Raw genomic sequence first — 13,884 nt, 5'->3', positions numbered from 1 at the left:
AAAGGAGTAATAAAGGCATGAGACAATTTGCGGTAATTGGATTGGGAAGGTTTGGCTTCAAGGTGGCAGAAGTATTGGCGAAAAAAGGAGCATCGGTAATTGCGATTGACCGGCGGCAGGATTTAATAGAAAAAATAAGCGATTTTGTTACCAAGGCAATTCAGATAGATAGCGCCAATGAAGAGGCGCTTATAGCCAGCGGCATTAAGGAGGTAGATGTGGCTATAATCAGTATTGGCGAAAATATTGAATCGAGCATCCTCACCACGGCACTGGTCAAAAATATTGGCATAAATGAGATCATTTCCCGTGCGTGTACCTCGCTTCACGCACAGATATTAAAAATGGTAGGTGCCACACGCGTAATATTCCCCGAAGAAGATATGGGTGTTCGCGTGGCAAACAGTGTTTTGTCTCCGGGCATATTGGAATACATGGAACTGGGCGCAGATTATACCCTTGCAGAAATTGAAGCGAAAAAAGAGTGGATTGGCAGCACGATAAACGTATGGGATGTAAAGAATAACTTTGGGGTTAACGTTGTGATTATAAAGAGGAAGATTGTTGAAACTGTGGAAAAGGCAGAAGAGGCAAAAGAGACAGAAGAGGCAAAAGAAAAAGAAATAAAAGTACTGCCCACCGCCAATTATAAAATTGAAGAAGGCGATGTTTTTATTATTTTAGGCGATAAGAAAGATATCGAGAGATTTGAGAAAAAATGGAAATAATGACAGGTTTTTCTTCTCAGTCCATACAATTTTACTATCCTTTTACAGTATTCCACGATAAAAAAATCTTTTTTTATAAGCTTTTCGTATCCTCTCGAAATTTCATGGTAAAAGATTGGCAAAGAACCACGGATTCCCATAAAAGTAACAAAAGATTATGTTGAGAAATGAACGATAACATGCTATTTTCTTACCATAAACATACTCAAGGGGTTCACAAAGTGTGATTTCAAAAATGCTATAACTATTTATGTCAACAAAAGTTAAATCTAGTTTTAGAAATCCCTGTTTGTGAACTCTTACAGTATAATCTCTTTCTATTCATCACCACACCCTAACATGGACAAGCGGAAACCAAACAAGCATGATAACGATAAAACAAAATTTTTTATAGGAACAATTGGATTTTAATCTGGATACCAACAAACAATAACCGTGAACTTTTTAATAAATAATAAATATATTCCAAAACGCCTGCAGGAGAAAATATATACCTATCTTCGCGGGCTGGTTAAATTACACAGTTCGTCAAGAGCGATCTCCCTTGGCGTTGCCATCGGGATATTTGTTGCCGTGACGCCAACTATCGGACTACAAATTTTTATCGCCGCTTTTCTCTCGTCGATCTGCAATGCCAACCGGCCTGCGGCTATTATCTTTGTATGGACAACAAATCCAATAACCTTTCCTTTTGTCTATGGGTTTACCTACTGGGTGGGCAACCTTTTCTGGAGCGGCCCTCCGCTCTTTAAAGTCAAAGAAATTTTAATGAAAACTGACCATGCATTGGATAAAGGGGAAGTATGGCATTTCTATGACCGGTTAAAAACAATCCTGGCTCTCTGGAGAAATATTTTCATCCCCCTCACAATCGGTGGAATAATTGTGGGCGCTGTTGCAGGGGGTATTGCCTACTTAATTACATTGCGGGTGATTCTGTATTGTAAAAAGCATTTCAGGCACACCCACCACGAAGATACATGAATTTCTGCCGGTTCAATATGAAGGACGGCATATCGTTTCAGCGAGCGGAATCCGCCCTGGAACATTTTCTCAAAAAGTTAAACTGTTGCCTTGTTTTTAAATTTTCAAGCCAAATGAGAAAGGGAATAAAAGAATGAATATAACCTTTATCGGTGCGGCAAGAATGGTTACCGGCTCTTGTTTTTACATCCAAACGAAAGAGGCAAATCTGCTCATTGACTGCGGTTTTTTCCAGGGGTCAAAAGAAAATGAAGAACAGAACGCCAACTCTTTTTCCTTCGACCCCTCCGGGATACACTATCTTTTGTTGACGCATGCCCACCTTGATCATTCGGGACTCATTCCAAAACTGGTGAAAGATGGTTTTAAAGGGAAAATACTTGCCACAAACGCAACGGTTGAATTGTGCCGTATCATGCTTATGGACTCAGCTTATATACAGGAACGTGACGCAGAATGGGACAATAAGAAACGGGGCTGGGCTGGGAAGCCTTTATTAACACCCTTATACACTGCCGATGAAGCCGCCGACAGCCTTGATTATTTTCAGGGAATAGAGTATGGCACAATAGAGGAAATCGGGAACGGGATAAAGGTGAGATTTCAGGATGCAGGGCATATTTTGGGGTCTGCGATTGTTGAGTTGTGGGTAAACGAAGATGCCTCCGGAGAAAAAAAGCTCGTTTTTTCAGGCGATCTCGGGCAAAAAAATATACCTGTTGTAAATGACCCAACTCCCATAGAGGAAGGGGACTATGTATTTATAGAATCCACTTACGCCAATCGGAGACACAAGGGCATAAACGAGACAACCGAAGAATTAAGACAAGCGGTAACAGAGTCATTGGAAAGGGGGGGGAATATAATTATCCCCGCCTTTGCCGTTGGACGAACACAAAACATCCTCTATCTTTTAAAAAAACTATCGATAGGGGGGAAATTAGACCATCTCCGGGTCTTTGTTGACAGCCCAATGGCAATACGCGCCACCAGGATTACACTAAATCATCCGGAATGCCTTGATGATGAAACCCTTGAGCTTATCAGGGAAGGGAAATTTTCCGGAAGCAATCTTTCGTTAGAATTTACAGAAGCCGTGGAAGCATCCATGGAATTAAACAAGATAAAACGCGGTGCGATTATCATTTCTGCCAGTGGGATGTGTAATGCAGGCAGAATTCGCCACCATTTAAAACACAATTTGTGGCGCCCGGAATGCAGCGTTATCTTTGTGGGATTCCAGGCATATGGTACGCTGGGAAGAAAGATTGTAGAAGGCGCCTCTATGGTAAAACTCTTTGGTGAAGAAATTGCCGTAAAAGCAAAAATTTATACGATCGGAGGTCTTTCTGCGCACGCGGACCAGGAAGGGCTTATGGACTGGCTTAATAAATTCAAAAGAAAACCCAGGCGTATTTTCGTTATACACGGCGAGGAAGAAACGGCGCTCGGCTTTGTTGACGCCATTAAGAAACAGCTAAACACCGACACCTGCGCACCGCTTCGCATGGAAGTTGTTACCATCTAAGACTATGCCGTCACAGTTACAAACACTTTCATGATTCTTTCAGGCAAAGACAGGTTTTAAACCTGTCTCCGCCGGACTACCACGTTTTCTTTGGAAAGGAGGATGGTTTCATGCACAGATTATTTAAAAACAGATCGAAAAAAACCGGTTTGCCTCCAGGGTCTCTTATTCATATTGGCGAGAAGAAATTAGCGAAGGTAAAAATAACTGCCATGGAATACAGCGGGACAAGCTGCCTTGAAAGGGAAATACCGGACATTAATGAATGCTTTCCGCTGAAAAACGACCAAATGACAACGTGGATCAATATCTGCGGTATTCATAGTATTGAAAACATTGAGAATATTGGAAAACTTGCAAATATACACCCATTATTGTTGGAAGACATAATGAACACAGACCATCGCCCAAAAATGGAAGATTTTGAAGACTATATCTTCATCGTTCTGAAAACGCTTACTTTTAACGAAGACGATAAACGGATTGATGCAGAGCAAATAAGTTTAATCCTTGGCCAAAATTATGTTATTTCCTTTCAGGAAAAGGAAGGCAGTATTTTTACTCCCGTCATAGGCCGGATTAAAAATGGCAAGGGACGCATAAAGAAAATGGGCGCAGATTATCTGGCTTATGCGCTCCTTGATGCTATTGTAGACGGTTATTTCGTTGTGTTGGAAAAGATGGGGGAATACATCGAGGACATAGAAGAAGAATTAATTACAACGCCTTCCATGGAAACCCTTCGAAAGATTCATAACGTTAAGCGCGAGATATTGTTTCTGCGGAAATCCATCTGGCCGCTGCGGGAGGTAATTAATACCATGGACAAGGGCGAACTACCCCTTATACGAAGCTCTACCTACGTTTATCTGCGAGATGTGTACGATCACACCATACATATTATCGATACCATTGAAACGTTTCGCGACATGGCGACAGGAATGCTTGATATTTATCTTTCAAGCGTGAGTAACAAGCTGAACGAAGTTGTGAAGGTATTAACCATTATCGCAACAATATTCATGCCGCTCACTTTTATTGCAGGTGTTTACGGAATGAATTTTAAATATCTTCCCGAAGCAGAATGGCGCTGGGGATATTTTGCCGTTTTAATGGCAATGGGTATCATCGGGACGACTATGGTTGTGTATTTCCGGAAAAAACGATGGATATAAATTATGGCTGCTGTTTGTTTCCAAACAAACCATGTGCCGGGCCGGCCGAAGCATCTGTTTGGGAACGAGCCGTGTATCGTTTACGCGGAATAGTTACTATATTTTCTACTTATCCGTTCTGAGTTCTTTCAAATAGCTTTCCATCTGGTAAAGATATTTTTCCGAGGCAGCCAGTGATTTTGTTCTTTCTTCATCTGTTGCTGCGCTTTTTGCCTGCAGGCTGTTTACTTTTGCCCGTATATTGGCACGATAACTTTTATAATAAATAAAAAGATCACGTTCTTTTTCCGATTTCATAGCGGGGAAAAAATCATTATAATATTCAAGAAATAAGTCTGACAAATCCTTTCGGCCAAATGCATCCAAATCCATACATAGGAAAGCCACTTCATTTAATACATCAATTTGACGAAAATCGTCATTGAACTCAATACAATCGAACGGCACCGGATCAGGTAATAAGAAAATATTCCTCGAATGTAAATCCCCATGGCAATCCTTGCAGAAGCCCTCTCTAAGCCGGTAGGCTATCAACGCCTTATTCTTATCCATAAACTTATCAGAAAATTTGATAGCATTGGCGATGATAACGCCGAATGTGCTGCCCAGTTGTTCCGTTATAAATTTCTTTTCTGCTGCCAGGTCATTGAATTTTTTTCCGATATCCGATAAATCCTTTTCATAAATAATCGTTGTGTTTTTATGAAATGAAGCTATTTTCTCTGCCAGCTTTTTGATATCTGATTCGGTTACCAAATGCTGCGTCAGCAATTTATCCATTTGTTTTTCTGTGTCCAGTCTATTCATTTTTACTGCGTAATCTATTATGGTTCCCTCCTTCCCACCGATAATAATTTTATCCTGCGATTTGCGTACAGGCAACACTTCGAGATAAACATTGAGGGTTAGCCTTTTATTTAATTCTATCTCCCTGTGGCAATAATAATTGCGACGCTCAAGGGTGGAAAAATCAAGAAAGGAATATTGTACCGGCTTTTTAATTTTATATACGAATTGATCGCATAAAATCACCCATGATATATGGGTTTCAATTAATTCCCTTTGGCTGGTTTCTTCCGGGAATTCGCCCCCGGACAACAGGTCATTGATTTGCTTTGTTGTCATTTTTAATTTTCAAATATTCAGAAGTCTTTCGCAACATTTCATCTATATTGTCATCAGTTGACTTCAATATCAAATGAGGCTCGTTTAATGGTTCATTTTGCCGGCGAATGTGTTTATAAACCTCAAAATCCGCTTCACTGTATGGCCTGGGCTTTTTTAATCTTTCTCTTATTATATTTTCATCCGCCTGAACCTCTATAAAGAAAATATTGCCCTTTCCCTTCATTTCCTCAACAAACATTTTCCTTGTATCTTTTCTATGAAAAGTGGCATCCAGTACTAAATTATTTTTTTGTTGTATCGCTTGCTCCATCTGTTGAAGCATTTTATCATATACCGCCCTTTTCTCCTGTTCAGAATAAACGCTTTCTTTAAAAAGTTCTTTCCTCACTTTATCACTGCTCACATATCCGGCGTTGATCATTTTTGCAAGCCTGGAAGCAAAATAACTTTTACCTGAACCCGGTAAACCGAAAACAATTATAATCATCATTGTTTGACCTGATTTTTGTTATTTAAAATTAAATGATAGGTTTCGAAAATTTGATCCGGCTTTGTTACTATCGTTTTCCTGCTGACAGTGTCAGATAGATATTCAATTGAGTAAATATTTCAGTTTTCTCAGGTTAAGAATAAGAATACTTCCATCGTCTTTTATATCAATAAGCTTTTCATTTCTAAAATCGCTGAGGGTTTTTATAAGAGATTCATTTGCTGTACCCGTTCGGTTTTGGCAGTGAGGAAAATGAACGGTGTATTTTTTATTCCATCATTTTTATGAACGGCATGCAGTACCCCGTAGCCCTCCGGCACAGGCATCATAATATCGCAAATGTCAGATCAGGCGAATGCTCGAGTGCTTTTCCAATACCGGTTTTCATTCCCTGAATTCAATTATAATTAAATGAAAAAAATAACCTTTAATCATAGGCTACCTGACCACTGATTTCAATCAGCGACATCCTTTATTACCTGATCAGCGTTTACCTTTGCAGTGGTTTTCCATGGGATATTGGATTATAACAAGGGTGGATTATTTATCCGGCCCCCTTTTTTAATTTAATTACTATAATACAACAACTGATTTTCAGAAAGCGCTATCAAGCAAGATATCGAAAAATTTAAATCAGGAATTGAAAAATGAAGTATGAAAAGTCAGAAATAAAAAAGTTGAAAAAAGTAATCAAACGACCCTTTAAGTCAATACGCAGTGCTGAAATGAGTGAACGAGCAATAATCAAATTGCGCGATGCTTCCCGAAAAGATACATATTCAGTATATGCTATGATGGAAAGTTCCGCCACAGGAATTTCAAATGAAGAGGCTGATGATCGCATTTTAAAATTTGGTTTGAACGAGGTTGGCTACGATAAAGCGCCATCATGGCTTAAACAATTAATAAAAGCATTTATAAATCCATTCATTTTTATCCTTCTATCAATCATCATAATTTCTTTTGTGATTGATGTGGGGCTGGCAGCGCCTGGTGAGCAGGATTATAAAACGGTAGCAGTTGTTTCTGTTATGGTTATTTTTAGCGTGCTACTTAGTTTTTTCCAGGAGTTTAAAAGTAACCGTGCGGCCGAACAGTTAAAGCGCATGATAAAAACAACGGCAACAGTACTTCGTCAATCAATCGGTAAAGGCGAAATACTAATGACACATTTAGTACCTGGTGATGTCGTTTATTTATCCGCCGGAGATATGATCCCGGCAGATTGCCGCATCGTGCAAAGCACCGATTTATTTGTAAGTGAATCTATGCTCACAGGCGAATCACTTCCAGTAGAAAAAATGTATTTGCCAATTGGTGATGTGGATAATAGCCAACCTATTGAGCTTGGTAACCTATGCTTTATGGGTACAAACGTAGTGAGCGGATCAGCAAAAGCAGTAGTAATTACTACAGGTGCCAACACCTATTTTGGCAGTATCAGCAAGGGTATTGTTGGCGACAGACCGGAAACTAATTTCGATAAAGGGATTAATAAAGTGAGTCGCCTGCTCATTCGCTTTATGCTCATCATGGTACCCATTATTTTTCTGATAAATGGTTTAGTGAAAGGGGATTGGAGGGATGCCTTACTCTTTGCCATTGCAGTAGCAGTAGGATTAACACCTGAAATGTTACCTGTGATCGTTACTTCAAACTTAGCCAAAGGTGCAGTAAGCATGAGCAAACACAAGGTGATAGTAAAGCGATTAAATGCTATTCAAAACATTGGTGCAATGGATATGCTTTGTACCGATAAAACGGGTACATTGACTTTGGATAAAATTGTGCTGGAAAATCATTTAAATGTTTTTGGTGAGGAAGATGATGAAGTTTTGAAATGGGCTTATCTGAACAGTTACCATCAAACAGGCTTAAAAAACTTATTGGACAAAGCGGTGCTGGAACATGTAGAGGTAAAAGACTACTTAAGAGTAGAAGAGCATTTCACCAAGGTTGATGAAATTCCCTTTGACTTTCAACGCAGAAGAATGAGCGTTATATTAAAACAAAAAAACGGCAAACATTTACTCATTTGTAAAGGCGCCGTGGAAGAAATGCTGGATCTATGTACGCATAGTTTTGACCCTGGAGAAAATCGCCAATTGCATATTGGGCGGGATAAAGTGGTTTTGATGGATGATTTTATGCGAGGAAGAGTTTTAGAAACTTCCACAAGATCAAATGAAAAAGGGCTTCGCGTCTTGTTGCTTGCTATCCGTGAATTTGAGGGAGACCGGCCTTTGACCTATTCCGTTGCAGATGAAAGTAATCTTACACTAACAGGATTTATAGGTTTTCTTGATCCGGCTAAACCATCCGCAAAACCAAGTATTGAGGCACTACATAAATTGAATATCGAAGTAAAAGTATTGACAGGTGATAACGAAATTGTTACCAAAAAGATTTGTAAAGATGTTGGCATCCCAATTCAAAATATCATGTTGGGTAATGAGTTGGAGTTGATCTCTGATGAAGAACTAACTGATCGGATAGACGAGATTTCCATATTTGCCAAATTGAGTCCTTTGCAAAAAGTAAGAGTAGTACAAGCGTTAAGGGCAAAAGGTCATACCGTTGGGTTCCTGGGAGATGGTATCAATGATGCGGCTGGTTTAAAAGAAGCAGATGTAGGTATTACGGTGGATACTGCCGTTGATATTGCAAAAGAAAGTTCAGATATTATTTTATTGGAAAAAGATTTAATGGTTCTGAGGGATGGAGTAATTTATGGTCGCAGAACTTTTGGGAATATTATTAAATACATCAAAATGGCCACCAGCGGTAATTTCGGGAATGTATTCAGTATTTTAGGAGCCAGTGCATTTTTACCCTTCTTACCCATGTTGCCCATTCAATTATTGGTACAAAACCTTTTATATGATGTTTCACAAACTTCCATTCCATGGGATAACGTGGATAAAGATTTTCTGGAAATGCCGAAGAAATGGGATCCATCCGGGATTCAAAGATTTATGGTTCACATCGGCCCTATCAGTTCCATTTTCGATTACATCCTTTTTGCAGTAATGTTTTTTGTGTTTAAGGCGAACAGCCCTGAGCATCAAAGTTTATTTCAAACAGGCTGGTTTGTGGAAGGTCTGCTTTCTCAAACATTAATTGTACACATGATCCGGACCAAAAAAATTCCATTTATTCAAAGTTGGGCTTCTGCTCCGGTGATTGCATTAACCTATTTAATTATGATGACCGGAATTGCGATTCCATTCACACCTTTAGCAGAAGTTTTTTTTCTGCAGCCGCTTCCTTTTTCTTATTTCCCTTGGTTGATCGGTATTTTGGCCGGATATTGCTTCCTTACCCAATACATCAAAAATTGGTATATCAGAAGATTTAATCAGTGGCTTTAAAGTTTTAGGGGGAATTATGGATGAAAATACCGGATGCATTAATTTAATAAATAGAAAAATTGTTCGGGTGTGAGCTTTAAAGACTAATATTCTTCTTGAATTCCATACCAAAAATTTCAGAGGGTTCTCTTTCGGATGAGCAAAAAAAACGGTTGCTTGAAATAGCTGATAAATATCCCGTTCACAAAACAATGCTCAGCAAAACACAAATCATCACCACACCCATGAAATAGTTTACATAAAAGTCAGTTGAAAATAAGGAAAACAAAGTTCCGGCATCTTCTTCTTCTTCAACTTCTATAACAATATCAATGTCCCTGGTCATTCTAGGATTTGTATAAAAATTAGCTGCTATCGAACCGGTAATCATGTAAGGTATACGGGCAGGCTCTAATCTTTTTACAACTATTTTCAAAAACCCTGATCTCGTTAATCAAGAAAAATCCTTTTAATAATTAAATACTTAATTTGTAAACCAACATCTGCAATAATAATTGTGTACAGATTGGGTTGTGTCTTTGATATCTGTTCTTCATCTGATTTAACGGAATCTACATTTGATGCTGATAGTCTAATCTTTTGTAACACTTTGGTATAATGCCAAAGATTCTGTTATAATAATATTGTGATAATAAAATATTTGCATTGGGCAAAGTTTTCCTCAAGGATTGTGCTTAGGTTTATAAATAGAAAGTCTTTCGTTGTTGAAAAACGGAATAATAATCCGTATAAAAAATTTCTTATTCACGAGGTTCTCTATGAAAAAAATACATTTAGTATGGTCTTTTTTCTGTGTTATGTATGTTAGCCTTGCCATAGCAGCACATGCTGAAGAAAAAATAATACAGGGGAAAGAAGAAATCGAAAAGAGCATTTGTGAATTAAATATAAAAGGGCAGATAGAAAAAGAATTTCATCTTTATGTTACAGACGGCTATCAGGAAATGGCAGATGGTGAAATGATATATTTCTGGGGATTCACGCATGCAAAAGATTTTGCCGATGTGGAAGAAATTAAAACGAAGGCGGAAAGAAATGCAAAATTATTACCACTCAAAGTGCCGGGTGATGAGATACGTTTAACATCAGGCAGGAATTATGTTGTTGTTTTGCATAATGCCGGATGGTATGAAACAGAAGAACACTCAGGCATTAATCATGTAGCTCACACTATACATTTTCACGGACTGGATTTAATTCCCGCCCTTGATGGTGTGCCGAATTTACCGTATCCTTCTGTTTTTCCAGGAGAAATATACCGGTACTTATTAACCATTCCGGAAGATATCGAAGGTACGTATATGGGGCATTGTCATGTGGATTCCACAAACCATATTATGAGTGGAATGTATTTTCCCATCATAATAGAAAAAAAACCGAATGAAATTTATGGATATACATTTGACAGGGAATATACCCTTTTTATGAGTGAGTTAGATAGCGAATATATGGAGACGCTCAGGGAAGTAGGTGATATCAGAAGGGGTCTGGATTGGAATTCGAACTATTTTATGCTCAACGGAAGGATTTTTATGGATAACCTGACGCATCCGCTGTCGACCATAAATGACCCCAAAACAAGAATCGTTGCATATGATGGGGAAACTGTCTTGGTCAGATTATTGGCCTTAGGGTATGAACATATTTTTGCCTGGCATCCGCACGGTTTTCACGGTTTGGTAATCGGTACTGACGGCAGGAAATTTCCTTTTGCCTACGAAAAAGATACCTTACTTATTGGCTCTGGTGAAAGATATGATATTCTCTACAAAATCCCTGATTTTTCTTCAAAAAGAAAATGTCTGTCGTGTAATTATGGACCAGGGATCAGCATTGCTCACGACCACAATATGAAGGGTATGGTAAGCGGGGGGATTTATCCTCATGGGCCAATGACCATTTTTGATATTCGACCAAAAAAGATGACGCCATAAAATAAATAAGAGATTTTTCCCATGCGCTTTCTTATTATGTGTGCTGCGGTTAAAAAAAAAGAATAATTTCTTAGAACTTAAAAAACAGCTCATACGAAAGGAATTGTATGTCAATATCTATTAAGGTAAAAGAAGGAATCGCCGCTTCGTCCTGGATTGTGAATATCTTTGAGGATCGTTCTCAGGTTGTTTCTAAAGAGAAAGAAGTGTATGACTTTAGACTGGGAAACCCGAAGATAGAACCTCCTTTGGAGTTTGTTGAGGAATTGAAGAGGGTTGCAAATAATCCCTTTCCGGAGATGCATGGCTATTCAGCTTTGGCAGGACATGTTCAGGCGCGGGAGGCAATCGCTAAAACGCTGTCAAAAGAAAGAGGACTTCCTTTCACTGCGCAGCATGTAATTATGACCGCTGGTGGCGCCGGTGCATTAAATATTATTTTGAAAGCGATTTTGAATCCTGGCGATGAAGTCATTGTTTTGTCACCTCTCTATTTGGAATATCCCTATTACATAGATAACCACGGTGGGGTTTGTTGCGTGGCAGAAACAAACGCGGATTTTACCTTAAACATTGATGCTATAGCAGCAAAGACAACGCCCCGTACGAAGGCAATTATCATAAACTCGCCGAATAACCCATCCGGGATGATTTACTTTGATGAAAGTTTGAAATCTACCGCAAGGCTTCTGAACGAGAAAAACCGACAGTTTGGAAATGACATTTTTTTGATTTATGATGCGGCGTATCAGGACATCGTTTACGATGGCAATAAGCTTCCTGACATTTTTAACATCTATTCAAACACCATTTTTGCGGCCTCGTATTCCAAACCGCTTTCGATTCCGGGGGAAAGGATAGGGTATGCAGCCGTCCACCCTGCAATGAAAAATTCCAGGGAACTTATGGAGGCCTTGACATTTGCTAATCGCGTTCTTGGGTATCTGAGCGCCCCTGTCCTTATGCAACATGTCGTTACAAATCTTCAGGGTGTTTGTGTTGACAGGGCGGAATATCAGGGAAGAAGGGATATGTTTTGTAATGCGCTGCAGGATTTTGGTTATTCATTTACACGACCAATGGGTGCTTATTATATCTTTACAAAAACTCCCGGAGATGACCTTGTATTTACGCAAGAACTGGCTAAAGAAGGAATACTGGTGCTTCCGGGGAAGAGCTTTGGAAGAAGTGGATATATCAGAATCGCCTTCTGTGTTAAGAAAGAAACCATTAAAAAATCGCTCCCGGGGTTTAAAAAGGTTAAAGACTTTTACCGTCATTAAGACTGAAAAATTAAGGTATATTTTAATTCTAAAAGAAGAAAGGGGAAATCTATGAAAGTATCTGTCTATGACACACACGTAGTGAAGAAAAACGGGCTGACAATGCATTTTGATATTATCGTCCCTGATGATCAGACACATGAAAAGGTTCTTCAATTTGGCCTTGAATATCTAAAAAGAGTGGGACAGGAGGGACAACCACTCACAACAAAAGAATGTCGTTTCTGCCACATGGAAGAGGCGTCAGAGGATATTGAAAAGGCTATTAAAGAAAGCGGTTATTACATTTATGAAATGGAAGGATGTCATTGAGAAACACTCCAACCCGATTTTGATGCGAGGCTAACATGGAATTCAAAAATTTGTCGAATAATATTAAAATACCAGTGATAGGTCTTGGAACATGGACTATTGGCGGAGGAGATGAAGCAGATACCACGTATGATAAAGAGAATATTTCTGCAATAAAAACTGCAATCAAACTTGGAATAACACACATTGATAACGCTGAAGCATATGCCCAAGGCCATTCAGAAGAACTGGTTGGAAGAGCAATCGTTGGTTTAGATAGAAAAAGCCTGTTTATCACCTCGAAAGTTTCACCGGAGCATTTAAGCTATGACAATCTTCTTGCTTCTGCAAAAGGAAGCCTGCAAAGATTAAATACGGATTATATTGATTTATATTTGATTCATGCGCCTAATCCGGATATCCCAATACAGGAAACCATGAAGGCAATGGATTTTTTAGTTGAACAGAAACTGGTTAGGTGTATTGGGGTAAGTAATTTTTCGGTTGACCAAATAAAAGAAGCGCAGAAATATACCAAAAACAAAATAGTTGCTAATCAAATTGAATACAACCTACTCGTAAGAGACAAAGGCAGAGTTACAGAGAATATGGAATCTGAAATAATTCCCTATTGCCAGGAAAATAATATTTTCATTATCGCATGGAGACCACTTGCAAAGGGTAAGCTTGCAAAACCGGGTTTCAAAATCTTAGATGAATTAGCTGATAAGTATCATAAGACGCAGGCCCAAATTGCAATAAATTGGCTAATTTCTAAAAAGGGGATTGTTGTCATTTCGAAATCAACAAAAGTTGAACATCTTGAAAAAAACCTGGGTGCAATTGGCTGGAAATTAAGACAAGAAGATACTGATAGATTAAATAACGAATTTATTAATTCAAGGACGTAAATAAATTTACAAGGTTGATTATTTTTAGAAATAAAGGCTTAAATTTGCCATATTTGGAATA

Annotated in this window: 12 protein-coding genes; 9 read left to right on the top strand and 3 right to left on the bottom strand. The window is 38.7% G+C overall.

Features of this window, described 5'->3' with window-relative positions:
- Window positions 1–17: 17 nt before the first annotated feature.
- The 4 genes from M5U24_RS13745 (at window position 18) to corA (ending at window position 4,415) form a co-directional block, all read left to right on the top strand.
- The gene (locus M5U24_RS13745) at window positions 18–728 is read left to right on the top strand and encodes a TrkA family potassium uptake protein (protein WP_099325226.1); all 711 of its coding nucleotides are present in this window, start codon (window positions 18–20) and stop codon (window positions 726–728) included.
- A 435-nt stretch (window positions 729–1,163) separates the two neighbouring features.
- Window positions 1,164–1,712 (top strand): DUF2062 domain-containing protein, encoded by a 549-nt coding sequence (locus M5U24_RS13740; RefSeq protein WP_298202723.1) that lies wholly within the window; start codon window positions 1,164–1,166, stop codon window positions 1,710–1,712.
- Between the two features lie 133 nt (window positions 1,713–1,845).
- Window positions 1,846–3,240, top strand: a complete 1,395-nt coding sequence (locus tag M5U24_RS13735) for an MBL fold metallo-hydrolase (RefSeq protein WP_298202720.1) — start codon at window positions 1,846–1,848, stop codon at window positions 3,238–3,240.
- Window positions 3,241–3,350: 110 nt separating this feature from the next.
- A complete protein-coding gene (gene corA / locus M5U24_RS13730; RefSeq protein ID WP_298202718.1) occupies window positions 3,351–4,415 on the top strand; it encodes a magnesium/cobalt transporter CorA in 1,065 nt (354 codons plus the stop codon).
- A 105-nt stretch (window positions 4,416–4,520) separates the two neighbouring features.
- On the opposite strand, the gene M5U24_RS13725 is transcribed toward corA, so the two are convergent.
- A complete protein-coding gene (locus tag M5U24_RS13725) occupies window positions 4,521–5,540 on the bottom strand; it encodes a hypothetical protein (RefSeq protein WP_099325230.1) in 1,020 nt (339 codons plus the stop codon).
- A complete protein-coding gene (locus M5U24_RS13720; RefSeq protein ID WP_197705157.1) occupies window positions 5,518–6,033 on the bottom strand; it encodes an ATP-binding protein in 516 nt (171 codons plus the stop codon). The genes M5U24_RS13725 and M5U24_RS13720 overlap by 23 nt, the downstream gene beginning before the upstream one ends.
- A gap of 647 nt (window positions 6,034–6,680) precedes the next feature.
- On the opposite strand from M5U24_RS13720, the gene mgtA reads away from it, so the two are divergent.
- Complete coding sequence (mgtA, locus tag M5U24_RS13715; protein WP_099325231.1) at window positions 6,681–9,404, top strand: magnesium-translocating P-type ATPase; 2,724 nt, start codon at window positions 6,681–6,683, stop codon at window positions 9,402–9,404.
- 181 nt (window positions 9,405–9,585) lie between these two features.
- On the opposite strand, the gene M5U24_RS13710 is transcribed toward mgtA, so the two are convergent.
- A complete protein-coding gene (locus M5U24_RS13710) occupies window positions 9,586–9,819 on the bottom strand; it encodes a hypothetical protein (protein ID WP_169703033.1) in 234 nt (77 codons plus the stop codon).
- A 343-nt stretch (window positions 9,820–10,162) separates the two neighbouring features.
- Here M5U24_RS13710 and M5U24_RS13705 point away from each other — a divergent pair, with 343 nt between their 5' ends.
- The 4 genes from M5U24_RS13705 to M5U24_RS13690 all read left to right on the top strand — a co-directional run bounded on the left by M5U24_RS13705 (window position 10,163) and on the right by M5U24_RS13690 (window position 13,823).
- Window positions 10,163–11,338: a multicopper oxidase domain-containing protein gene (locus tag M5U24_RS13705; RefSeq protein WP_157820517.1), complete on the top strand. Its 1,176-nt coding sequence runs from the start codon at window positions 10,163–10,165 to the stop codon at window positions 11,336–11,338.
- A gap of 107 nt (window positions 11,339–11,445) precedes the next feature.
- Window positions 11,446–12,621, top strand: coding sequence for a pyridoxal phosphate-dependent aminotransferase (locus tag M5U24_RS13700; protein ID WP_099325234.1), 1,176 nt, complete (start codon window positions 11,446–11,448; stop codon window positions 12,619–12,621).
- Window positions 12,622–12,672: 51 nt separating this feature from the next.
- Window positions 12,673–12,933 carry a DUF2024 family protein gene (locus M5U24_RS13695; RefSeq protein ID WP_099324986.1) on the top strand — a complete coding sequence of 87 codons (261 nt, stop codon included), beginning with the start codon at window positions 12,673–12,675 and terminating at the stop codon, window positions 12,931–12,933.
- Window positions 12,934–12,968: 35 nt separating this feature from the next.
- On the top strand, window positions 12,969–13,823 hold the full coding sequence (locus M5U24_RS13690; RefSeq protein ID WP_164994325.1) for an aldo/keto reductase: 855 nt from the start codon (window positions 12,969–12,971) through the stop codon (window positions 13,821–13,823).
- The last annotated feature ends 61 nt before the right edge of the window (window positions 13,824–13,884 follow it).

Source organism: Candidatus Kuenenia sp. (genome assembly GCF_027493735.1).
GTDB classification, from domain to species: domain Bacteria; phylum Planctomycetota; class Brocadiia; order Brocadiales; family Brocadiaceae; genus Kuenenia; species Kuenenia stuttgartiensis_A.
Note: the sequence above shows the minus strand (reverse complement) of the source record. Positions and strands in the feature narration are given on the sequence as shown.